Source organism: Tenacibaculum aquaeponti (assembly GCF_052084715.1).
In the GTDB taxonomy this organism is placed as follows: Bacteria; Bacteroidota; Bacteroidia; order Flavobacteriales; family Flavobacteriaceae; genus Polaribacter.
In genome coordinates this window covers 2,118,782-2,142,816 of record NZ_CP197288.1, presented here as the reverse complement: position 1 = coordinate 2,142,816, position 24,035 = coordinate 2,118,782, and the positions used below count along the sequence as shown (strand labels likewise).

The window sequence follows — 24,035 nt, the reverse complement described above, 5'->3', positions numbered from 1 at the left end:
TTAACGTAAAGAACTTAATTTTCTCCGTATTTTAGCTTTCCTATGTCTCTAACAAAAAAAGAATTAAAATACGCCAAAGCTTATTTAAAAATGGCTCATGAATGGGCTAAACTTTCGCACTGTGAAAGGAAGCAAGTAGGCGCTATTATCGTAAAAGATAGGATGATTATTTCTGACGGTTACAATGGTACTCCGACAGGATTTGAAAATATATGCGAAGACGAGGAAGGTTACACAAAATGGTATGTATTGCATGCAGAAGCTAATGCAATTTTAAAAGTAGCAGGTTCCACACAATCTTGTAAAGACGCTACTTTATATATTACATTATCACCTTGTCAACAATGCAGTAAATTAATTCATCAATCAGGAATTAAAAGAGTTATTTATTCTAATAGATATAAAGATATGTCAGGATTAGAATTTTTAGAGAAAGCAGGAGTAGAATTGATTTATTTACCTAATGAATAAAAATTACTTACCAATATATTTCGCAATAGCAGTAACCTTTGGAATTTTAATTGGTTACTTTTTTAATGGTAATTCTTCACGTTTCAGTAAAACATCCGCAAACGAACAAAAGGTAAAACGATTAATTAACTTTATTCAACAAGATTATGTTGATGATGTTGATACAGATCAGTTATTAGATGGAGCTATTGCTGAAATGCTAACAAAATTAGATCCACATTCTGTTTATATTCCTAAAGAAAACTTACAAGCAGTTACCGAAAGTATGCAAGGTAATTTTGTAGGAATAGGAGTTCAATTTCGTTTGATTAATGATTCTATTACTGTAATTCACCCTATGGAAGGTGGGCCAAGTATTAAAAAAGGAATTTTAGCAGGAGATAGAATCTTAATGGCAGACAAAGATACTTTGTATGGAAAACGATTAAGAAATAGGGAGATTTTAAAAAGATTGAAAGGCGCTCCAAATTCAGAAGTAAATTTACAAGTATATCGAAAATCAAACGATAGTTTATTTAATATTACTATTGGAAGAAGTAAAATAAATATTAAAAGTGTAGATGTAGCTTACATGCTAAACGATAGTATCGGTTACATTAAATTAGATCGTTTTGCACAAAATACTTACCGAGAGTTTAAAACCTCATTAGATGATTTATTAGCCAAAGGAATGACCGATTTGGTTTTAGATTTACGAGGAAATGGAGGAGGATTTATTCATATTGCAAATAAAATAGTGGATGAATTTTTAGAAGACGATAAACTAATTGTTTTTACTAAAAATAATGGAGGTGAAGTTGTAGAATCTTTCGCTACTGAAAAAGGGGACTTTGAAAAAGGAGGTTTATACGTTTTAATTGATGAAAACTCAGCTTCAGCTTCTGAAATTGTAGCCGGAGCATTACAAGATAATGACAAAGGAACCATTATTGGAAGAAGATCTTTCGGAAAAGGATTAGTACAAGAAGAAATGGATTTAGGTGATGGTTCTGCGGTACGATTAACTACTGCACGTTATTATACACCTACAGGAAGATCGATACAAAAGCCATATAATAAGAATGGATTAGAGTTAAAAGATCCAAATGCTTTACAGAACAGTGTCAATTATGGAGATGAAGTAGAAAGCCGTTATAGAAACGGAGAATTATTTAGTAAAGACAGTATCAAATTAATAGATAGTTTACAATACAAAACTCCTAAAGGGAAAATTGTTTACGGAGGTGGAGGTATTGTTCCAGATATTTTTGTAGCAATCGATACTACAGCATATTTACCAGCAATTTTCTTTACACCAATGAACGATTTTGCGTTTAATTATGTAGATAATCATAGAGATGAATTAAATAAACTATCTTTTGAGGAGTTTGTTAATGAATTTGATAAAGACAGAAAAATATCAGATCGCTTTTTCGACGAAGTAAAAGATATTAGAACATCTATGCAAACGAAAGAGAAATTAAGAAAACTATTAAAAATTAATATAGCCAGAGAATTATTTAATGATGAAGGTTGGTATCGACTCAATCATTTAGATGATAAAATGATAAAACAAGTTTTAGAACTTGAGAAAAAATAGTAGAACTCGCCTCAGGGCGAGTTTTTTTATGAAAAAAATGAAACTAAAATGTAACCTTTAAAAAAAGTATAGGTATTAATAATAGAAACTAATCAAAACTACCACAAAGTTGAAACATTTAACTGATGAGAAAATAATGATGGCTGTAGCCAATGGAGAGCTAAATAAGCTGTCTATATTATTCGACAGATACCATGTTCGAATTTATAATTTCTTTCAGAAAATGACACACAATAAAATGGTAAGCGAAGATTTAACTCAAGAAGTTTTTATTAAAATTCTAAAATACAGAACATCGTATAATAATGGAAACTTTGCATCTTGGTTATATACAGTAGCAAGAAATATATTTTCGAGTTATTATCAAAAACAAAAAAAAGAGCGAAGTAATATTATAGAAGATGATTTTTTAAACTCAGAAGAAAAACTTTTTATAGACTCAAATAAAGAAGACTTAGAGCACTTACAACGTTCGTTATTAAAGTTAAATGAGAAAGACAGAGAGTTAATAGTAATGCATAAACTTCAAGAAATACAATATGAACAAATTGCGCAAATTGTAGGAAGTTCAGAAAATGCAGTCAAAGTGAAAACGCATAGAGCGTTAAAAAAATTAAAGGAAATTTATTTTCAATCAATAAATACAGTAAGTAACAAAAATTAAAGTATGATGGAATGTAAAGATGTACAAGAACAATTAATGACGTATGTAATGAATGAAGTTGCTGAATCGGAAAGAATAGCGATTGAGAATCATATTCAAACTTGTGATGCTTGTAAAACAGAGTTAGCAAATGTTCAATCTTTTTTAGATGTTATGAATGCTGTTGAAGAAGAACAACCAAGTAATAATTTAAAGCAACGTTTTGAAACTGCTTTACAAGAAGATATCAATAAAGAAGAAACGAAAGTTGTTGCATTAACACCTCAAAAAGAATGGAAAAGTTATTTGCGAGTAGCAGCAAGTATAGTAATATTAATTAGTGGCTATTTCTTAGGAAAATTATCTAATAATGAATCTACGATAAAAACAAATAAAGAACAACAAGCTATATTTTCATTATTAGAAAATCAATCGGCAAGCAAACGAATTTTAGCGATTTCAAAAACGACAACGTATTCAGTAGAAGATACACGTATTATAGATGCTTTAATTAATAAAATGTTTGTAGATAAAAATACCAATGTACGTTTAGCAGCTGTAGAAGCTTTAGCCAAGTTTTCAAGTTTAGAGAAAGTTCGAAATGCTTTATTAAAAGCGTTAGAAACAGATAAAGAACCTTCGGTTCAAATAGAGTTAATCCAAGTTTTAGCAGAAATTCAGGAAAAAAGAGCGCTCGTTCCTATGAAAAAACTGTTAGATCATGAAGAAACTCCAGATTATGTCAAACAAGAGTTAGCGTATAATATACCAACTTTAATTTAATAAAATTATGAGAAAATTAATAACAATAGCAACATTGCTTTTAATGTCTGTAACATATGGACAAAAGAAAAGTTTTACTTACAAATTACAAGGAATTAAAACAGTAAAAATAGATACTGATACAAAAGTTAAAATTACAGCATCAAAAAATAATGAGTTAACTATAAAGGAAAAAAATAATGATCATGATAATCATTGCGGAGATTGCGAACATGACAATCATGATCATCATAAATCTTTAAAAGAAAAAACGAAAGGTTTAAAAGCGATTTATCCAGGAGGAGAAGATAATGCAGACGGTATGGGATTTTCTATTGAAAAATCTGGAGATGTTTTGAATGTAGTAGATTTATTATCTCATGTAAAACGTAATAATTTATTCATAACATTACCTAAAAACATAAATATCATTTTTGATACGCCAAACTTAGGAGCTGTAGAAGTAATAGGTTTTACATCTGAAGTTGAAGCAAAAACGAATGTAGGAGCTATTGTAATGAAAGATGTTACTGGCCCAATTACAGTGAATGCTAATGCAGCAAATGTGAACATAGAATTTTCTAAAGTAAATCAGAGTTCTCCAATTACAATCTTTTCTAATGTAGGTGAGATAGATGTAACAATACCAGAAAATACTAAAGCAAATTTAGACTTGAGAACTCGTGGAACTTTTTATACAAATTTTGATATTGAAATGCCTAAGAAAGACGGATTGAAAGCTGTTAGAGGAAGTCAGAAAATCTCAAGTGCTCTTAATAATGGAGGTGTTCAGATTAAATTAAAATCTACACTAGGGAATATTTATCTCCGTAAAAAATAATACTACCTTATTTAGCTTAGAAAGCTAATCCAAAAAACAATTAATTTTTTAAACTACTAAAAATGAAAAGAATACTTTTTTTCATAGGAATACTATTGACTTTTAGTAACCTATCAGCTCAGAAAAAAACAGAAATTAAAAACGCAACTTCAGGAATAGAAACTGTAGAAGTTAATGTGAAATTTGCTCAGAATATTCAGATTAAAAACTGGAATAAAAATGAAATTTTAGTAACAGCTTCAGCAAACTTAAACGATAATAAAGACAATAAATACTTTTCGCTAAAAGGTGAAAAATTAGGAGATGTTTATTTAATAAAATCAGATTATGGAAGCTTTTTTAAAAAGCATCAAGTAAATATAACAATGAAAGACAATGCTGGTTGTAATAGTTATAAATATTGTAACGCTCATAATAAAGTAATTGTAGATTACACGATTTATTTACCTAAGCATGTAGATTTAAAAGTGAAAAGTATTTCTGGCAATGTAACAGAAGTCACTTATAAAGGCAAACTAACGTTAGATTTAATTAGTGGGGATATTACTGTGAAAGAACATTCGAAAAACATGAAATTAAAAACAATTAGTGGGGATATTGACGTTTATGTTGCTGATGCGGAATTTAAGGCACAAACTTTAACAGGAACAGTGTACTCAGATTTAAAAATCGATTTTGATAAAAAAAGAAGACGTGATGCGCACCAAAAAATCTATGGAAAAGTAAAAAACGGAACAGCTTCTTTAGAGTTAAAAACTATTAGCGGAAATATTTTCTTAAGAAAAATCTAAAAAGGAAAATAATTAAAGATTTAACTTACTTTTAAGAATTTAAATAATCATTAATCTTGAGTTTTTTTAAATTGCATAACCAAATGAAACTAAAACAAATTTATATGAAAAAATTGCTCTTCGGATTAGTGAGTATTACTGTTATTTCTTGTGCTAAAGAAGCCAAAACATATAAAGGCCTACCAGTTTTAAAAACAAACAAAAAAACTGTAGATGTTCAGTTTAATAACAATTGGTACAAAAGTGCCTGGGGAATTAAAACTAACGAACAAAAAGATAGCTTACGAATAAGCTGTATTAATGCTAGTGAGCCTGTAGCTTTTGCATCAGAAATAGATAGTATTTCATTTTCAGTAGAAGGAAATAAAAATTATGAGTTTTACGCACAATATAAAGATTCTTTATATGCTCATATGCTAATTATCGGAGAAGCTTTCCCTAAAGAAACCATAACTTTTAATACTTCTGATACAGATAATTCTTTACAAATTAAATATTCAGAAAGTGAAGGTGTTCCTTATTTAAAAGATTTGAAAGAAAAATATCCGATACATGATGTGGTTGCTAATAAAACCTCTGATGTTGATAAAATTTTAAGCGTATTAAATTGGACAAACAGTAGATGGAAGCATAATGGAAACGTATCACCAAGTAAACCAGATGCAATTACTATTTTAAATGAAGCGAAAGAAGGAAAAAACTTTCCATGTTTTGCTTATGCTGTAGTGTTAAAATCTCAATTAGAAAATGCTGGTTTTAAATCACGTACGATTTACTTAAAAACAAAAGATGTTGAAACGAGAAAAGGATCGCCAGGTCATGTGGCAACAGAAGTATATTCTCCAGAATTAAACAAATGGATTTTTATTGATGGACAGTTCAATATTATGCCAGTTTTAAATGGAAATCCGTTAAATGCAGTTGAACTTCAAGATGCAATAACGAATAATTATGAAACTCTAATAATGAAAAGTCTTGCTGAAGTTTCTAAACGAGAATATGTAGAGTTTGTTTACGATTATTTATATCATTTCGATGTAAGTTTAGATCAACGTTATTTAGAAAACACAACTTTAAAAGCTCATAAAGTTTCAGGAAAAAGCAATTTAATGTTAGTGCCAACAGGAAGTAAAAACCCCACCAAGATAGACTTTTGGAAAATGACTTTAGATGATTATTTATACACCAATTCATTACAAGATTTTTATGCAAAACCAGTGTAAACAATTCAAATAAGCAAAAAAACAAACCACCGAAATTAAATACAATTTCGGTGGTTTGTTTTTTTGAAATATTTACTCCACTAAAAAGCCTTCTAAAACATCGGCTATTTTACGATTATCAGAAAGTTGAGGGATTTTATTTTGTCCACCGAATTTCCCAATGGATTTCATGTATTCATGAAAACCGCCTTTTTTAACTTTTCTAATCAGTAATGGACGTAATACTTTTCCTTCAATTAAATCTTGATAATAAATATTTTGTTGCTGCATAGAAGTATCAATTTTTGCAGCCATTTCATCTAAATTTTCAGGTTCATTTTCAAACTCAATAAACCACTCGTGATATGGTAATCCAGATTCTGGATTTACCTGTGGAGCTACAGTAAATTCACTTACATTTACATTGGTTCCAACAATGGCATCATTTAACGCCTTTTCTACTTCTTTACCAATAACATGTTCACCAAAAGCAGAAATAAAATGCTTAATTCTTCCAGTAACTTTTATTCGATACGGAGCTAGAGAAGTAAACTCAACAGTATCTCCAATATTGTATCCCCAAAGTCCGGCAGTAGTATTTAAGATGATAACGTAGTTTACACCCAATTGTACGTCTTTTAAGGAAATACGCGTTGGATTTTCATCAAAGAATTCAGTTGCAGGAATAAACTCATAAAAAATACCAGAATCAAGCTGTAATAGCATTCCTTTTTCTTTTTGAGAATCCTGAAATGCAATAAAACCTTCAGAAGCTGGATATAGTTCGATATAATCGATTTTTTTACCAATTAAAGCTTCAAATTTATTCTTGTAAGGTTCAAAGTTTACACCGCCGTAAATGAAGAAATTGAAGTTAGGGAAAATTTCAGAAATTGTTTTTCCTGTTTTGTCAATCAACTTTTCAAAATACATTTGAACCCAAGAAGGAATTCCACTAATTACACTCATGTTTTCAGGTAATGTTTCCTCAACTACCTTGTCTACTTTTGTGTCCCAATCTTCAATACAATTTGTTTCCCAACTTGGTAACCTATTTTTCAATAAATAATTAGGTACATAATGCGCTACAATTCCGCTTAAACGGCCTAATTTAATTCCATTCATATCATCTAAAACTGGACTTCCTTGTAAAAAGATCATTTTTCCATTTACAAAAGAAGCATCTTTAGTTTCATTAATGTAAAATAACAAAGCATTTCGTGCCGATTTAATATGTGTTGGCATCGATTCTTTAGTTATTGGAATATATTTTGCACCAGATGTTGTTCCAGATGTTTTAGCAAAATAGATTGGTTTTCCTTTCCATAAAATATTTTCTTCACCAGCTACCATTCTATCTACATAAGGGCGTAAACCTTCATAGTCGTTAACAGGAACACGTTTTTTAAAATCTTCATAAGAATTAATCGAAACAAAGTCATGATCTTTTCCAAAGGCAGTTTTACATCCTTCAGAAATTAAATATTGAAAAACTTTATCTTGAGTTTTAATTGGTTTAGAAGCCCATTTTCTTACTTGTTTTACCGCTCGTTTTGCGAAAGGAATAGCTAATAAAGATTTTAATGACATAGAGTTTTATTTTGCTTGAAGCTTGAAGATTTTACTGCTAATTATTACTGAAAGTTAATGTAGCTAGTTGGATTTACAGGATAACCATTGTTCCATAACTCAAAATGAAGATGAGGTCCGGTTGTTAATTCACCTGTAGAACCTACACTAGCAATAACTTCTCCAGATTTTACAAAGTCACCTTGTTGTTTTAGAAGTTGTCCGTTATGTTTATATACAGAAATATAATTATTGGTGTGTTGTATAGTAATAATATAACCAGTTTCTGCTGTCCATCCAGAAAGAATAACAGTTCCGTCTGCAATTGATTTTACAGGAGTTCCTGTTTCAGCCACAATATCTATAGCGAAGTGTTTATTGGCAGCATTAAAAGATTGTGTTACGTTTCCAGTTACAGGAGCAAAGAATACAATTTTAGCTTTGTTTGCTGTTCCAGCAGATAAAGCATAACGATCTTTACGTTCTATTTCTTCTCTAAACTGTAAATCTTGTTCTGTAGCTTCTAGTTTTTTGTAATCGATGGCAGCTTTGTCTGCTTCATTTCTAATAGAATCTATAGCTTCTGGTTCTATATCACCAGTTAAAACCGGACGAATAGCTTGGGTGAATTTTTCTAAAACAGCTAAACGAATGCGTAATGAATCTGCCTTATAGGTTAATCTACTGGCATCTTTTTTAAGTTTTGTCGAAGAATATCCAGGAATATATTCTTTTAAAGAAGTAAAAGCAATTAAAAACGTAGTAAGCGTGATTAATAGAATAGAAAAAATACCACCAAATACAAAAACATTTAAACGTGACAATTTTAATGAAAAACGTTCCTGAAATGTATCTTCATTTAAAACTACCAATCTGTATTTATCGGTGAGTTTTTGTTTTAATTTACTCGATTTTTTCTTGTTTTTAGCCACGAATACTAGGTTTGGAATCTCAAATATACAACGAAAAAATAGGACAACTATTTTTTATAAAAGTTCATCTCATCAATGTATTGCCAAACTTCAGCAGTTAGTAATGGTTTAATATTTTTATTTTCCTTTATGGCATTACGAATCATTGTAGAAGAAATCTCAACAATTGGAGCGTTCACGCGATGAATTTTCGGGTGATTATCAAATTGAGTTTCTACTTTTCCTTCAGAAATTCTCGGATATACATATACTTGATGTTCTTGCAAAATTACCTCGTAATTTTTCCATTTATGAAGACTTTTTAAATTGTCTTCACCCATAATTAAACTGAAGTTGTAATCAGGATATTTATCAGAAATATGAGCTAAAGTATGAACTGTGTAATTTGGTTGTGTTAATTTAAATTCTATATCTGAAGGGGAAATTTTATCGTAATCTTCAGTAGCTTTAAATACCATTTCTAAACGATGGTGATTATCAAGAAGAGAACTTTTTTTCTTGAAAGGATTGTGTGGTGTAACTACCATCCAAATTTCATCTAAATCAGAGTTTTCTACCATATGATTGGCAATAATTAAATGCCCAATATGAATAGGATTAAATGTTCCGAAGTATAATCCGATGTTTTTCATGAACTCTTTTGACTTCTAATTTTTATCTAAACCAATAAAGTCTGAAACTAGATCTTCTGCTTCTTGTAAAGCTGTACTTAAATCATAGTTTTTAATAATAGTATCAAACTGAGGCGCAGTAGCTAGTTCAACAGAAGCTTTTGCTATTCTCATGTTGATTTTATCTTCGCTTTCTGTTTTTCTTTCCTTTAAACGTCTTTTTAATTCATCAACACTTGGTGGTTTAACAAAAACAGCTAATGTTTCTTCTGGAAATTTCTTTTTAATTCGTAATCCTCCAGCAACATCGATATCAAAAATCACGTGTTTTCCTTCAGACCAAATACGTTCTACTTCCGTTTTTAAAGTTCCGTAGAAGTTTTCAGTATATACTTCTTCCCACTCTAAGAATTCTTCAGATTTTATTTTCTGAATAAATTCATCTCTTGAGATAAAGTAATAATCAATTCCGTCTTTTTCTTCTCCACGTGGAGCTCTAGAAGTAGCAGAAATTGAAAACTCTAAATTAAAGCGTTCTTGTGCTAATAAATGACGAACAATTGTTGTTTTACCAGATCCAGATGGTGCCGAAAACACAAATAATTTTCCTTGAAACTCTTTCGCCATTATAATACGTTTAATATTTGTTCTTTAATTTTTTCTAACTCGTCTTTCATTTGAATCACTACTTTTTGTAACGGAGCATAGTTTGCTTTCGATCCAGTAGTATTAATTTCTCTTCCAATTTCTTGAACGATAAATCCTAATTTTTTTCCGTTAGAATCACTAGTGTCTAAAGTTTGTAAGAAGTAATCTAAGTGATTCGCTAAACGAACTTTTTCTTCGTTAATATCTAACTTTTCTAAATAGTAAATTAATTCTTGCTCAAATCGGTTTTCATCAACTTCAACTTTTAATTCATCTAAGGCTTTCCTTAAACGTTGTTTTACGTTTTCAATTCTTTCACCGTCCATTTCATGAACTTGAGCCAGACAACTTTTAATATTGGTAATACGTTGTATAAAGTCAATCTCTAATGAAGCAGCTTCATCAGTTCTATATTGAACAATATCTTTTAAAGCAGTATCGATGTGACTTTCAATTTCACTCCATTCATTTTCATCTAATTCTTCACGCTCAGTTTTTAAAGCATCTGGCATACGAACTGCCATTTCTAATAACTTTACATCGTCTGAAGTATCTATAACTACAATATCTCTAAGTTGATCGATATATTTATTTACAACAGCCTTATTTATAGAAGAAGAAGTTTCATCAGCAGTGATTTCAACATAAATAGAAAAATCAACTTTACCTCTTACTAATGCTGAAGCTAGTTTTTTTCTGATGCTTAATTCTTTCTCTTTATAGTATGAAGGAATACGGGTATTGATATCTAAATTTTTGCTATTAAGCGATTTAATCTCAATAGTTACTTTTTTAGTAGGAAGTTGTAATACGGATTTACCGTATCCTGTCATTGATTGAATCATAGGTTGTTTTTAATTGGCTGTAAAGATACATTATTTGCTTTTACTCTCGGTAGTTTGTTTAGAAACCAAGTATACACCAATAAATATTAAAATACTTGCTAAGATTTTAATCGTATTTAATTGATCACTTCCTACCAATAATGCATAAATACTAGCGACAACAGGCTGTAAATAAATGAAAACACTTACTGTTGTTGGTTTTAGTTTTGATAATGCAAATAGATTGAAAAGATAAGTGATACAAGAAGCAAATATGACAACGAATCCTATTCTTAAATAACCTGATGTTGGAATAATCGTCCATTGTACTTCTGAGAATTCAGCTATTCCAAAAGGGAAAACGAAAATACATCCGAAGAAATATAGCCATCTGATAAACGTAACCGGTTTATATTTGGCAACTACTTTTTTAACAATAACCAAGTACATTCCATAAGATGCCGCATTTATAAACACTAAAAAGTTTCCTAACATCATGTTTTTAGCATCTGCACCTGGTTCTGTTCCGTAAACAATAAGAACGACTGCACCGATTAATCCGATAATAACACCGATGATTTTGGTTAATGTTGGACGTTCTTTAATTAAAATACTTGAAAAAATAAGTACTAAAATCGGCGAAGTAACCATCATTACAGATGCACTAATTGGTGTTGTATAATTTAAACCTTTAAAAAAGGTAAGCATGTTTAATGCAATACCGAAGAAGGCTGATAAGGCAATGGTTTTATAATCACCTTTTTCAATTTTATCGTTTTTAATAAATAAACTTAAAAACCAAAATACAGCAGCAGCACCAAATACTCTAAGAAAGATAAAACCAAAAGGTTTTACATAATGAGGCATTACTTCTTTGGCTACGGTAAAAGTAACTCCGTAAATAATAGTAACAATAGAAACTGCTAATAACGCTATAACTCTAGTGTTCATTTTACTCGTTTATTTGAATTAAGCGGCAAAGGTCGAACAATTTTTTAATTAGCGAGTTGAAATGTTTGAATATTAACTAGAAGATGTTTTTTGATAATATCTTATTCAAGAAATTAATTTGAATTAAAATTCTGTAATAGAAAATTTAATAATTCCGATTGATATTTTTCTCCTCCTTTTTCAAATAAATCTAGATGTCCACCATCTTTAACTGGAATAAACTTTTTATCGTTTGATTTAAGGTTTTCGAATAACTCTTTACCAAAATTAAAAGGAATATTTTGATCTGCATCTCCGTGAGCAATTAAAACTGGTTGCGTAATATTTGTAACTGATTGGATAGGTTTTACTTTATTTGGATTAAAATTAGCAATTTGTCCTGCTCTTTTTAAACTGAAATCGGATAAGAATTTTATTCCAAAACCTTTGAGTAAGTTCTTTTTGTATTGAAAAACAATTTCGTCTAATGTTGTAAATGTACTTTCTATAATACCAAATTGAATACGTTTATCTTTTTCTAAAGCTTGAATAGCAATGGCGCCACCTAAAGAATTTCCCCATATTCCAACTTTAAGGTTATGGTTTTTTTGTTTGATGAAATCTACAATTTTAGACACATCATGTTTTTCATAAAAACCATAAGTACAGTATTTACCTTCACTTTTACCATGAGCTCTTCCATCAAATAAAATCGATTCAATTCCGAATTCAGCTAATTTTTTTGATAGTTCTAAAAAATGTTCTTTACAACCTCCAATGCCATGAATAAAAATCAAAATTCCTTTAGAAGTTTCTTTATTAGATTTAATCCAATGTCCTTTTAAAGTTAAACTGTCTTTAGTGAGAATATCTATTTCTTCACTTTTTAATTTTAAATCTTTAGGTTGTTTATTTATACTAATTCTTTGCGGTTGTATAATAGCGTATGGAGCTATAGAATGAAAAATAAAATATATTCCTAAGCTTATAAAAACCAAGAATAGAATTAAAAATTTATATCTCTTTTTCACAATTTTGTGTTGTTTTATTCTTTAGGTTTTCTCAAAATTTTCTCCATTTTACGTCCCTTAGCTAATTCATCAATAAGTTTATCTAAATAACGTGTTTGTTGAGTTAGTTTGTTAGTAATCTCTTCAACTCGATATCCGCAGATTACACCTTTAATTAAATCAGCATTCGGATTTAGATTTGCTCTTTCAAAGAAAGTTTTAAACGTTACTTTTTCATCAATCAAATTTTGTATCTGTTCAGAGGTAAAGCCTGTCAACCAGGTGATTACTTCGTGTAGTTCATCTACTGTTCTGTCTTTCTTTTCAACTTTAGTAACATAATGCGGATAAACAGAAGCGAATATCATATTAGCAATTCTTTCGTCGTGATGTGCTGTCGATTTCATAAGTTAAGTTTTTTAAAAAAGAATATGTATTGTAGGATTAAAAATTTACTTCAATCCCTTTTGTTCTCAATTGTCTCTTAATAATATAGATATCTGCCTCCTCTAGTACATCGTACAGCGCTAGATTTCGTTTTGTAAGTTGATTATCGTCATCTACATAGCTTAAAGTAATTAAGTTTTGTATTAACGTACTTTCAGCTTGTATTGATTTCATGTTATTATATGGAACAGTAATAGTATCATTTTTGCCTTTAAGAAAATCAACGGTGTCAAACATATTTTCGAATCTGCGAAATCTTTTCTTAGCTTCAATAATAATAAAAGTGGCACTATGTTCTTCTAAGTTAACAACTAGGATTTTTGTTTTATGAATTTTATAGATACTGTAGGAAGAGATTACAGCTGTCATAATTCCTATTTCATCCAAAGGAATTGATCGAATTACCTTAAAAACATAACTATCTAGAAGGTTAGAAATGAAAACCGAAGCTATTGCCGCAAATAGGATATAATATACATAAGCTAAAGTGTTAACTTTTTTATTATGGTAAAATTTCTTTTTATTTGAATTGTATGTTGTAGAAATCAATACTTATTTTTTTTCTATAAATGTAGATTAATTCTGTTGAACTTACCAAAAATGTTTTTTCTTTTTAAGGTTTAATTTAAACGAATGTTTTTACTTTTTTAGCATTGTTAAAAAGGCATTTACATACTCTTTTTCATGATTGTAAATTCCTCTAATATGCTTACCGTTAATATTCCAAAAAAGACTGTTGTTTTTTGGAGCATTATTATAAAGTTTCTTTCCTAGTTCATACCTAACTTGTTTGTCAGTTTTACTATGTGCAATTACAATTGGTATTTGTAATTCTTTAATTTCTTCTTCTGCAGGAAAATCATTGTTCATAACAATAGGAACTAACCATTTGAAATTTTCTAAATGTAAAGCTCTCGCATATTCTTTACCAATATCAGGAAAAGAACTAAACGTTCCCTCTAAGAATAAACCTTTAATTTTATCTTGTCTTTTATTAGCTGTCATAGTCGCAAATGCACCACCGAGTGATTGTCCCCAAATTACAATAGGTTTCTCTTTTACATTTGGTAAAGCAGCGATCTTATCAAACATAGTTAAAGCATCTTCTTGTATAATAGTAGAGTTTTTTGCTTCACCTGTAGATTTTCCAAAATCTCTACGTTCGTAGCAAAAGATTTGAAATCCTTTATTTAACAAAGGTTGATATGATTTTTGAACAGACATTAAATGCATTCCTTTTCCTGAAAAATGAAATATTGTTCCAATTGTAGGAATAGAATCTGGTTTAAAAAGAGCTGCGTGAATTTTGGTGTTTTCAGCTATATCAAAATAAAATTCTTCATGATTAAAATTAGACTTGAATTCGCTGTATTGATTTCCATTAACTTGATAAATCATAGTATCTGAGAATCGTGAAAATCTTAAATATAAAAGGCCAACAATAATAATGGTAACTACAATAATTAGTATCCATTTTAAAAATTTAAAAAGTTTAGTCATTGAAAGTTTTTTTAGTAAGACGGATGAATTTAAAAGTAGGTTACAAAAAATTACGCTTTTACTACTTTTGTTTTAGAAAAAGTATCGTGCCAACCAGAATCATCATCTCCTAAAAAAGAAAAACCTTCAAAAGGTATTAGTCTGCACAAAGAACGTATTAAAATTACATTAAAATCGGGTTTTTCACCATCTAGAGTAACTACTTTTGTTTTCGTAATATATTTACCTATAGTTCTTCCTGAACTTGCTTCAAAAGAAACATAGTAAATCATATTTATAAAAGCACCTAAAAGATATTCAAAGAGTAAAATCTTACCTGTATTAGTAGAATAAATTAAATCAGGAGCAAAATTGACTAATAAAGGTCCAATCATTAAACCAATTAAATAACCTAGTATATAAATAAATATAAGATCAAGTAGGTAATTTGCTAATCTGGTTCCTTTACCAACAGTTTCATGAATATTTTCAAACTCTTGAAAAAGTGCTTCATTTTTTAAGGTTATGTCTTCAGAAAAAGAATCGCATGAGTTTTCGAATTCTGCAGGAGCATTAGTTAGTCCGCAAACAATTCCTTGTTTAAAATCTAATTTTTGGTTTTTACAAATTTTACAGAAGCTTAAACGTTCTTCTCTAGTCATAGTTTTTCAATTTTTGTTAGTTTAATAGCAAGGGCAAAAGTAATAAAATATTGGTGCTAGAATTTTATTTGGATATAAATTTTGAATATGCTTCAATTTTTTCTAGTAATCTGTTATTCAGATATTCATTTTTATCATTCAATTCATTTGAAATTAACTGAGCTTCTTTTAAATAATTTTCAATTTTATCTTGACTCCAATGTTTAGGTGGTTCTTGTAAATTTGTAATTCGATCAGCTATTTTAACAATACCAATTTCTTTAGACAGTTTATTGATTCTTTTTAAACTATCACGCATGCGTTCCTCCTTAGTGTTTAAATTTTCATTTTTGGTTAGTGCTAAAACACCTTCAGCTACAGTTGCTCCAAAATTTGATAAAATTTCTTCAAAACTAGTATCAGTATCTTCAATAGTATCGTGAAGAATAGCAGTTTGTACAGCCAAATTTATATCAAAAGATTTTGTGTAATTGTAGGCAATAATAACTTCCATAACTACATTAGAAACATGTAATAAATAATTTGCTTTGGTTCCTGGAACTTTTTGATTACAGTGTTTTTCTCCTGCAAACTTCATTGCTTGTTGATATAGTTCTTGTATCATTTATTATTAATAATGAAGATTTTTTAATTTAATTTTTTGAGTATTGATTGACGTTCTTCTTGTTTGAACTCCATATTTTCTTTATTCATTGTAATCAAGAGCTTTTTAGCATTAGTTTCATCTTCTTTTATTAAAGATAGAATTGTTAAATACCAAAACGTTTCATCTTTAAATTCAAAAGAAATTTGAGTTAAGTTTTGTAAAATATTTTCTGCTTTATGATATTGCTTATCATTTAATAATGCCATTGCTTTATAGAATTGAATTTCAGGAGATTTCTCTTCGCTTAAAATAGCATCAAACTTTACAATAGCATTTTTATAAGACTTACTTTCATAAGCATTAAAAGCCTCGTCTAGTTTACTTTTAGAATTTCCTCTTGTAATAGGATGATGAACATTAGGATATTCTTCTAAATAATATTCGTAATTTTCACTAGATAAAAAGAGAAAATAATAACCAGTAATAAATACAGCTAAAGCTGCTGCGATTTTAAGAAAAACAGATTTTGGTTTCTTTTTGCCTTCAATATCTTTAATAAGATTACTAATTTCTTTGTCTTCATTAACCTGAAAAGCGATCATAAGATCTTCGTGAGCTTTTAAAGCTACTAGAAATTCTTCGTTAGTTTCTTTTAATGAGTTAAATAGTTTTTGTTCTTCACTATTTAATTCATTCTTAAAGTGTTTTTGTATAATTTCTTCGTAATTATTCATTTTTCACTAACTCTTTAAGTTTTTTCATACATCTAGATTTATGACTACTCACTGTATTTGCATCTTTGTAATCGGTAAGATTTACAATTTCTTCAATATCTAAGTTTCGAAAATAGAACAGCTTTAAAAGAGTTCTACAAGATTCCGATATCTTTTGTAAAGCTTTACTTAATGCAATTTGCTCAATTGTTGGAGTTACAGCATCAATTTCAATACTTTCATAGGCTTCATCTTCTCTGTCTTTTATTAAATGTATTTTTTTATTCTTTTTAAAGTGATTATAAATCTTGTTTTTTCCAATACCAAATAAGTAGGTTTTTATAGAGCTTTTGGTAATGTTTATTTTATTCTGTGTGAAACTTTTATTGAATGCAATAATAGCATCATGATAAATGTCTAAAGCATCTTCTTCACTTAACTTGTAAGTAAAAGCATACTTTAAAAAGTCAGCTCTATAATTCACGTATACCGTTCGTAAAGAATCTCTATTACCTTCTCTTAATTCTTGTTGAAGTAATATATCGTTAATGTTTCTATTCATTAGTTGCTGAGATACAGGTAATATTAACAGAATTTTTTTCTGAAAAATGTTAAGATTCGAAATAATTATAAAACTAATATATGAATATAAAAACGAAACAATTGAATAACAATTAAAAGCAATTCATATGAAATATAGATTACTACTTTTTTTTATGACATTATCTGTAGGACTTTTTGCTCAGCAAACCTTTGTGCCAGATGATGCTTTTGAACAGTTTCTTATCAATAAAGGTTACGATACTGTTTTAGATGATTATGTACTTACAGATAATATTAAAAATGTTACTTTCTTATCAATGAATTCCATAGGAATTCAAGATTTAACAGGATTAGAAGATTTTGCTGGATTAAAAGAACTAAGGATTTCAGGAAATCAATTAGAAACACTAGATGTAAGTGGAAATACAGAGCTACAGTTTTTAACTGCAGGGAATCAAACATTAACTTCAATAGATGTTTTTGGTTTAACTAAATTGAAACGAATTTTTTTAGATGGATCTTCGATTACTTCATTAAACGTTTCTTCTAATACGGATTTAGAATTATTAAGTCTAAAAAATAATGCGTTATTGGTTGATTTAAATACTACGGGGGCAATTAGTTTAGATCATATTAATCTTAACAATAATGATGCTCTAGAAATTGTAGATATATCAAGTAATACCAATTTAAGTCAGTTTTTTGTTTACTTCTGTGATAAAATTGATAATCTTGATTTTGCAAATAATACACGTATTACAGATATTATTTTGAATGAGTTAAGTAGTATTTCTAGGGTTTCCATTAAAAATGGATTAAACAATTTTTACTTAGAGAGCTTATCTAATCCTAACTTAAGATGTATTGAAGTTTCTGATGCAGATTATGTAAATGCAAATTGGTCGAGAACAAAAACAACAGGAGTTTTAAGATTTGATGAATACTTGATCTTCAGTAACGATTGTGGCGGATCTTCAACTCTAGAAACTACTGAAATTCCTGATAGTAATTTTGAAACTTATTTAGAATCTATAGGTGCTGGTAATGGAGTTACAGGAGATAATAAGGTATCAACTTCGGCTATTCAAGCATTAACTACTTTAGATGTTAGCGGGCAAAGTATTACTAATCTTTCTGGGATCGAGGAGTTTACTGCTTTAACGAATTTAAATTGTAGTACAAATGAACTTACAAGTTTAGATGTTAGCACATTAGTGAATTTAACAGACTTAGACTGTTCTTATAATGATATTGGTGAGTTATCGGTTATTAAAAATTTAGAGTTGGTAAACTTAAACTGTAGTGCAAATCAAATTACTGAATTAAACACTTTATCAAACTCAAAGTTAGAAAATTTGAACTGTGAAGTTAATGCTATTGAGTATTTAGATTTAGTAAACAATTCTCGATTAACTAAGTTAAGTTGTAATGATAATGCTTTGGTTGGATTGAACATAAAAAATGGAAATAATTCACGAATTTCTAATGAAAACTTCTCTGTTTTTGCAAATTTTAATTTAACCTGTATTCAGGTAGATGATGTAAATTATAGTAACTCTACTTGGGCTCAAATAGATATGCAAACAAATTTTAATGAAAACTGTACACCAGTAAATGACAATTGTTCTTTTACGATTCCAATTGTTTTAGGACAAGATACGCCAGGAAGCACAATTAGTGCATCTGGAGCAGCAACAAATCCGAATTGTGCTCAAAATGGAATAACAGTTTTTGATGTTTGGTATTCGTTTACAGCTCCAGAATCTGGAAGTATGAATATAACTATTTCTGCAGGCACATTAATTTCAAAAATTGCATTGTATGAAACTTGTACAGATGCAACTCCATTAAATTGTGATGAAGGAAATTTATCAGTAGATAATTTAAATCCTGGTCAAGAATACTATTTACAAGTTTGGTTAGAACTATCTAGTAGATTTCAATCTAAATCAGAATCTGGAGGTTTTGTTTTAAAGGCCGAAGATACTTCAAGTGTATTATCTACTGAAGATGTAGTTTCTGATATAAATTTCTCCATATATCCAAATCCAACTTGGGAATTGATAAAGATTAAAAATTCAAACTCAATTCAATCTATAGTTGTATTCAATAGTAATGGGAAAGTTTGTTTGAAAGAGAAAAATATAGAAAACACGCAAACAGAAGTTTCATTAAGAAATCTTCCTGCAGGTTTATATTTTATTCGTGTCGAAGATGAATTCAAAAATGTTATTCATAGAAAAATTATAAAGCACTAAATATGAAAAAAGTAGTTAGTCTATTACTGTTTTTTCTATTCGTCCAAACAGTTGTTAGTCAAAAAGTAGGTTATAGTGGTGAAGCTTTTGGAACTTGTGAAGCTGTAGAAGCAAGTTTGAGTAAAAACAAGTTTTCAGTGTATATCTCACAACATGAATTAAGAGAAGGTTATGGAGGGAAATTTGAGTTGTCTGGAGGAAGATTAAATGTAGATAACAACAAAGTTCCAAATAATTTAGAATTGCTTATAGAGGTAGAATTTATAAACGGTTTAAAGTTCCCTATTACTCCTAAAGACAGTGTGTATATCAATTTAAGTGCATTAAATAAAGGTTATCGTGATGATATGAGTATGATGAGTCAAATTAATAGTAAAGACCACACTCGTATTGAAAAAGAAAGGAAAGATTTTCAAAGGAAAAAGAACGGAATGCAAGAGAAAATGAAATCGCTTACCAAGAAATTTCAAGAAGGTAAAATTTCTGCTGATGAATTTGGTAAGAAATTAAAAGTTTTAAGTGATCCTTTATTAAAAGAAGCTCAATCTAGTTATACGAATAGTATACGTTTTACTGAAGCTGAAGATGCTACGACATATAGTATCAATTTTATAAATACGCATAAATTAATAGAAAGTAGAGCTTTTTCTGGTACGCTTTACATAGAACGTTTTAATGAGAAAGAATTTGTAGCAAGTTTCAATGGAATTCAAATGGTAGACTGTTTAGAGAAAAGAGCTGCAAGTTCTAAAGAAGAAGAAAAAAAGTGTAAATCACATCGTTCAAAATACATGAAAGAGTTTTTTGTTTTTAGAGAAGGAGAAGTAAAAGGAATGATCAATGTGAAGTTGAAAAAGTTCGAGGATTTTAGATAATAACAAAAAAAGAAGAAATTATGAAATTATTAAAAACAGTAATATTTATCATGACTTTAGCAGTACTAAGCTCATGTTTTGGAGATAAAAAATCAATTGTTGAATCTGATTTGGGATATACATCTTTTGTGAATAAAAACTTTCAAGGAAATACTATTGAATTTAATGCAGTAACAGATGTATGCAGTTTAATAAATAAGGAAAAATTAGCTGGTTTATATAACGTAACAGCAGATGCGATCGTGACTGTAGGACAAGGGAAATTTGTGCAAAACGGAAATACAAAAACCTGTATGGTAAGAGTAAAACTTGGTGGTTCCGACTGGAACTTTTTAACAGGTATGATTTCTCTTTACAAAGAAGTAAGTTCTAGTCAAGATGCAGGAGGAATTTCTGAAGCAATTGGGCAAGGTGAAAATTGGGAAGAAGCTTGGTCGTTAAAAAAATCAATGTCTAAATCGGCAAAATGGATTCCAAAAGTTGGAAAAGCGGCTTTATATACAGGTGCAAAAAGAAAATTAGAAGTAAAGTTAGAAGGTTATACTTTAGAAATAGTGGCGCCTGGAGCTCCTTTCAATAAAGAAGAACAATCAAAGGATAGAGATTTTGAGAAGATTTCGATACAAATGGCGAAGGATTTAGGCTTCATAAAATAAAAGTAAAAAGCATAATTAGCATTCATTATTAATAATTAACTTGCAAGCGTTATTTGCTATGCGATAACTAAACTATTCAAAAACTAAATTGCTAAAAATTATGCAAAACATTCAATTTCCAGTGAACTTTAAGTTCAATATTTCAACATTAGCAAACGACTTTTCTGCAACAGATAGTAGTGGTAAAATGATTGCTTATGTACGTCAGAAAATGTTTAAACTAAAAGAAGATATTTCTGTTTACAGTGACGAATCTAAATCTCATGTAAATTATAGGATTAAAGCTGATAAATGGTTAGATTTTTCTACTGCGTACAGCTTCTTAGATGTAGACGGAAAAGAATTCGGAAAGGTAGTTCGTAAAGGATGGCGTTCTGTTTGGAAAGCACATTATGAAATTATCGATCAAAATGAAAAACAACAATATGTTATAAATGAGGAAAATCCTTGGGTGAAAGTATTTGATTCTCTATTAGGAGAAATCCCAATTTTAAGCATTTTTACAGGATATTTATTTAATCCTTCATATGTAGTAAAAGACAAACAAGGTAAAGTCATTGTTAGGCTTAAAAAGTTAAAATCTTTCTTTGGAAGAAATTTTGAAGTTTCAAAAGTAGGCCAATTAGATAACGATGATGATGATAGAATTATGTTGGCTTTAATGATGCTTGTATTATTAGAAAGAAGAAGAGGATAATACAAGAGAATAAAAACGACGAATTTAAAAAAGCAACTTATGAGTAAGTTGCTTTTTATATGTTAATAGGATAAGTTTTTTATGCTATAATTCTTTTCTGTTTTCTAGATTACAAGTTGTTTTGTTTTTTATATCACGAATATTTACAGTTACATCAGATTTATAAATATATCTATTATCTGTAAATTCAAATATAAAACTACAAGTACCATTAGAACGTGAAATCGAGCTTAAAAAACACCAGGTTTTTGAATTTTTTCCTTTTATAGTAATATATTTATTTGTTGTATCTCCAAATAAAAAAACTTCGGCTCTTATTTTTACAGGACAGTCAGAGTTATTGATGAATTCGATAGCATGGTATCCATAATCATCTTTAATTAATCGATATTCTACGTTGCTGTTTGAAGTTTTTTTCCATTCATAACTTGTAAAATTATCATTGTTTTTTGGGGATTTTTCATTTGAGAAGAATGAAGAAAATAGAATGGAAAAATTTAAAATTGATACTAAGAAGTAGTTTTTCATAATAGGTGGTTTTTTAAAAAAAAACTACAAAAATCATACCGTAATTTAATGGGGCTCAGTTAATCATTTAATTGATTTACTAATTGACGAGCATTAACGGTGTCATAAATAATCTTTAGTTTTAAGATTTTATGGTTGGAATCAAAATCAATAATATCAACGACATCAAAAGTTACCACTTCTTTGTTTTTTAAAGTCCAATGATATGTGAAATACAATGCTATTGTTTTAGAATCATTTTCTTCAAAAATACCTCTCAAAGTTAATTTTGAATTTGAAGTGTCGTTGTTTAATTCTTTATAAAATACATTAGCTTTTTTAATTCCATAAATAGGGGAGTCTACAATTCCTTCAGAGTGGAATAAATCAATAATATTCTCAACTTCTCCGTTTTCTAAATGTTTTAAATATTGGATTGCAATTTCCTTTTTCATTGTTATTATATCGCAGGTTATTTTATATTTTCAATATAGAAAAAAGCTTCATTAGAATTATCAACTATTAATGTGTTGTTTTTGATGTTGTTTAACATAGTTAAAAAAATAATTACTGAGTTTTATTTAATTTAACTTCAGGTAATGTTTTGCTTAAATGTGCATATTTTTTTATCTTTTTTAAGCTATCGCATACTTCTTTTAATTCTTTAATTACTTCGATGTTAACTTTGTACTCTGAGTTGTATTTTTCACGATTAAAATATGAGGTGCTCTCTGGTGTTTTAACTTCTAATTTTGATTTATTTGCTAGAATAATTAGCTCTTTTAAAATTTCGAAAAGTTCTTTAGTTTCATTCGAGTTAATATCAAAATAATTGAGTTGATTTAAAATGTCTTTGGGAAACGCATAAGGCCAATTTATAAAAGGATTTCTTTCGTTGTAATATCTATATTTATTGTAATATTTATAGTTATGAATACTTATTTTTTCTAACAGTATAGTTTTTAGATTGACAGATTCTTTTTTGTTGAAATCTTGTTGAAGCGAACGAACTTGTTCTGTAGCGGAATTAGTATTCCATTGTTTTAATATTTCTATGGTATTTTCTGAAAATTCAATCCTATAATTTTTCTTTGCTTTTTGTGTTTCTTTTTCTATGTATTCGTATGCGTTTTTATTGTTTTTAAAGTATATAGAATTTATCTCATTTTGATTTACAGTAGTTGTGTAATAAAGTATGAATGTTAGAATAGCTGAAATGCAAAGAGAATAGAAAATCCATAAACCAGATTTGTAAATAAGTCTTACAGAAAACCAATTTTGTAAAAATATAACTAACGGTGTTAAAACAAACAATAGCCAATGATCTTGATATAAATCTATTGGTAAATCGAAACTAGAAACACCTGCAAGCGCTACAAATAATAACAAGTAACTTAATTGAGCAGTTAAAAATAAAATAGTCCAAAAGAAAAATAAAGCTTGTGTTTTTGCTTGTTCTTTGTAGCGTTTATATTTTTTTCTTTGATAAATTTTACTTCTCATCCAAACCCAAATGGTTATTGAAAAACCAAGACTAGAAGCTAATGCAGCAAAAAAGTAGTTAAAGAAAAGAAATTCATCTTCTTTCAAAATTACAAGATCCACAGAAACTCCTGAAATAAACCGAATGGTTTCCCGCATTCGATTAAAGATTAATGAAAGAGTAAAAGCAGATATTAAACCAGCAATTACTCCAAACCAAAATCGTTGTTTCCCAATATTCTGGATTGAAATTTTATCTTTTTTAAAATATGGTTTGTTCATTGTTTTTTAGAGAAGCTGTAGTTTATGAATCAAAT

At 28.9% G+C, this 24,035-nt stretch carries 28 protein-coding genes; 11 read left to right on the top strand and 17 right to left on the bottom strand.

Annotation, left to right across the window (positions count from 1 at the left end):
- Positions 1-42: 42 nt before the first annotated feature.
- The 7 genes from ACSIGC_RS09595 (at position 43) to ACSIGC_RS09565 (ending at position 6,310) form a co-directional block, all read left to right on the top strand.
- Positions 43-471, top strand: a complete 429-nt coding sequence (locus tag ACSIGC_RS09595) for a deoxycytidylate deaminase (protein ID WP_442264609.1) — start codon at positions 43-45, stop codon at positions 469-471.
- Entirely contained in the window at positions 464-2,050 is a 1,587-nt protein-coding gene (locus ACSIGC_RS09590; protein ID WP_442264608.1) for a S41 family peptidase, read from the top strand. Before ACSIGC_RS09595 ends, ACSIGC_RS09590 begins: the two co-directional genes overlap by 8 nt.
- 109 nt (positions 2,051-2,159) lie before the next feature.
- Positions 2,160-2,714, top strand: coding sequence for an RNA polymerase sigma factor (locus tag ACSIGC_RS09585; protein WP_442264607.1), 555 nt, complete (start codon positions 2,160-2,162; stop codon positions 2,712-2,714).
- A 3-nt stretch (positions 2,715-2,717) separates the two neighbouring features.
- Entirely contained in the window at positions 2,718-3,476 is a 759-nt protein-coding gene (locus ACSIGC_RS09580; RefSeq protein WP_442264606.1) for a HEAT repeat domain-containing protein, read from the top strand.
- A 7-nt stretch (positions 3,477-3,483) separates the two neighbouring features.
- A complete protein-coding gene (locus ACSIGC_RS09575) occupies positions 3,484-4,296 on the top strand; it encodes a hypothetical protein (protein ID WP_442264605.1) in 813 nt (270 codons plus the stop codon).
- A gap of 62 nt (positions 4,297-4,358) precedes the next feature.
- Positions 4,359-5,087 carry a DUF4097 family beta strand repeat-containing protein gene (locus tag ACSIGC_RS09570; protein ID WP_442264604.1) on the top strand — a complete coding sequence of 243 codons (729 nt, stop codon included), beginning with the start codon at positions 4,359-4,361 and terminating at the stop codon, positions 5,085-5,087.
- Between the two features lie 104 nt (positions 5,088-5,191).
- Positions 5,192-6,310 (top strand): transglutaminase domain-containing protein, encoded by a 1,119-nt coding sequence (locus ACSIGC_RS09565; RefSeq protein WP_442264603.1) that lies wholly within the window; start codon positions 5,192-5,194, stop codon positions 6,308-6,310.
- A 72-nt stretch (positions 6,311-6,382) separates the two neighbouring features.
- Here ACSIGC_RS09565 and ACSIGC_RS09560 read toward each other — a convergent pair whose 3' ends face one another.
- The 14 genes from ACSIGC_RS09560 to ACSIGC_RS09495 form a co-directional block, all read right to left on the bottom strand.
- Entirely contained in the window at positions 6,383-7,879 is a 1,497-nt protein-coding gene (locus tag ACSIGC_RS09560; RefSeq protein WP_442264602.1) for a GH3 auxin-responsive promoter family protein, read from the bottom strand.
- A 44-nt stretch (positions 7,880-7,923) separates the two neighbouring features.
- Positions 7,924-8,790, bottom strand: coding sequence for a M23 family metallopeptidase (locus ACSIGC_RS09555; RefSeq protein ID WP_442264601.1), 867 nt, complete (start codon positions 8,788-8,790; stop codon positions 7,924-7,926).
- Between the two features lie 47 nt (positions 8,791-8,837).
- Positions 8,838-9,422: a nicotinate (nicotinamide) nucleotide adenylyltransferase gene (gene nadD / locus ACSIGC_RS09550; RefSeq protein WP_442264600.1), complete on the bottom strand. Its 585-nt coding sequence runs from the start codon at positions 9,420-9,422 to the stop codon at positions 8,838-8,840.
- A 15-nt stretch (positions 9,423-9,437) separates the two neighbouring features.
- Positions 9,438-10,028 (bottom strand): guanylate kinase, encoded by a 591-nt coding sequence (gene gmk / locus ACSIGC_RS09545; RefSeq protein WP_095068994.1) that lies wholly within the window; start codon positions 10,026-10,028, stop codon positions 9,438-9,440.
- Positions 10,028-10,894, bottom strand: coding sequence for a YicC/YloC family endoribonuclease (locus ACSIGC_RS09540; protein ID WP_442264599.1), 867 nt, complete (start codon positions 10,892-10,894; stop codon positions 10,028-10,030). Before ACSIGC_RS09540 ends, gmk begins: the two co-directional genes overlap by 1 nt.
- Before the next feature lie 30 nt (positions 10,895-10,924).
- A complete protein-coding gene (locus ACSIGC_RS09535) occupies positions 10,925-11,824 on the bottom strand; it encodes a DMT family transporter (RefSeq protein ID WP_442264598.1) in 900 nt (299 codons plus the stop codon).
- A 113-nt stretch (positions 11,825-11,937) separates the two neighbouring features.
- Complete coding sequence (locus ACSIGC_RS09530) at positions 11,938-12,834, bottom strand: alpha/beta hydrolase (RefSeq protein WP_442264597.1); 897 nt, start codon at positions 12,832-12,834, stop codon at positions 11,938-11,940.
- 14 nt (positions 12,835-12,848) lie between these two features.
- Positions 12,849-13,220, bottom strand: coding sequence for a DUF2200 domain-containing protein (locus ACSIGC_RS09525; protein WP_442264596.1), 372 nt, complete (start codon positions 13,218-13,220; stop codon positions 12,849-12,851).
- Between the two features lie 37 nt (positions 13,221-13,257).
- Positions 13,258-13,809 (bottom strand): hypothetical protein, encoded by a 552-nt coding sequence (locus tag ACSIGC_RS09520; RefSeq protein WP_442264595.1) that lies wholly within the window; start codon positions 13,807-13,809, stop codon positions 13,258-13,260.
- A 90-nt stretch (positions 13,810-13,899) separates the two neighbouring features.
- Positions 13,900-14,760 carry an alpha/beta hydrolase gene (locus ACSIGC_RS09515; protein WP_442264594.1) on the bottom strand — a complete coding sequence of 287 codons (861 nt, stop codon included), beginning with the start codon at positions 14,758-14,760 and terminating at the stop codon, positions 13,900-13,902.
- 50 nt (positions 14,761-14,810) lie between these two features.
- Positions 14,811-15,401 (bottom strand): RDD family protein, encoded by a 591-nt coding sequence (locus ACSIGC_RS09510; RefSeq protein ID WP_442264593.1) that lies wholly within the window; start codon positions 15,399-15,401, stop codon positions 14,811-14,813.
- Between the two features lie 64 nt (positions 15,402-15,465).
- Entirely contained in the window at positions 15,466-16,005 is a 540-nt protein-coding gene (locus tag ACSIGC_RS09505; protein WP_442264592.1) for an HD domain-containing protein, read from the bottom strand.
- A 23-nt stretch (positions 16,006-16,028) separates the two neighbouring features.
- Complete coding sequence (locus ACSIGC_RS09500) at positions 16,029-16,721, bottom strand: hypothetical protein (protein ID WP_442264591.1); 693 nt, start codon at positions 16,719-16,721, stop codon at positions 16,029-16,031.
- Positions 16,714-17,262 (bottom strand): RNA polymerase sigma factor, encoded by a 549-nt coding sequence (locus tag ACSIGC_RS09495; protein WP_442264590.1) that lies wholly within the window; start codon positions 17,260-17,262, stop codon positions 16,714-16,716. Before ACSIGC_RS09495 ends, ACSIGC_RS09500 begins: the two co-directional genes overlap by 8 nt.
- A gap of 127 nt (positions 17,263-17,389) precedes the next feature.
- Between ACSIGC_RS09495 and ACSIGC_RS09490 the strand changes: the two genes are divergently transcribed.
- From ACSIGC_RS09490 to ACSIGC_RS09475, 4 genes are all read left to right on the top strand, one after another.
- Positions 17,390-19,501: a T9SS type A sorting domain-containing protein gene (locus ACSIGC_RS09490; RefSeq protein WP_442264589.1), complete on the top strand. Its 2,112-nt coding sequence runs from the start codon at positions 17,390-17,392 to the stop codon at positions 19,499-19,501.
- Positions 19,502-19,503: 2 nt separating this feature from the next.
- Positions 19,504-20,376: a hypothetical protein gene (locus ACSIGC_RS09485; RefSeq protein ID WP_442264588.1), complete on the top strand. Its 873-nt coding sequence runs from the start codon at positions 19,504-19,506 to the stop codon at positions 20,374-20,376.
- Positions 20,377-20,396: 20 nt separating this feature from the next.
- The gene (locus ACSIGC_RS09480) at positions 20,397-21,032 is read left to right on the top strand and encodes a hypothetical protein (protein ID WP_442264587.1); all 636 of its coding nucleotides are present in this window, start codon (positions 20,397-20,399) and stop codon (positions 21,030-21,032) included.
- Positions 21,033-21,132: 100 nt separating this feature from the next.
- Entirely contained in the window at positions 21,133-21,729 is a 597-nt protein-coding gene (locus tag ACSIGC_RS09475; protein ID WP_442264586.1) for a hypothetical protein, read from the top strand.
- Positions 21,730-21,813: 84 nt separating this feature from the next.
- On the opposite strand, the gene ACSIGC_RS09470 is transcribed toward ACSIGC_RS09475, so the two are convergent.
- From ACSIGC_RS09470 to ACSIGC_RS09460, 3 genes are all read right to left on the bottom strand, one after another.
- Positions 21,814-22,257: a hypothetical protein gene (locus tag ACSIGC_RS09470; RefSeq protein ID WP_442264585.1), complete on the bottom strand. Its 444-nt coding sequence runs from the start codon at positions 22,255-22,257 to the stop codon at positions 21,814-21,816.
- A 59-nt stretch (positions 22,258-22,316) separates the two neighbouring features.
- On the bottom strand, positions 22,317-22,691 hold the full coding sequence (locus ACSIGC_RS09465; RefSeq protein WP_442264584.1) for a nuclear transport factor 2 family protein: 375 nt from the start codon (positions 22,689-22,691) through the stop codon (positions 22,317-22,319).
- A gap of 112 nt (positions 22,692-22,803) precedes the next feature.
- Positions 22,804-24,000 (bottom strand): hypothetical protein, encoded by a 1,197-nt coding sequence (locus ACSIGC_RS09460; protein WP_442264583.1) that lies wholly within the window; start codon positions 23,998-24,000, stop codon positions 22,804-22,806.
- Positions 24,001-24,035: the final 35 nt, after the last annotated feature.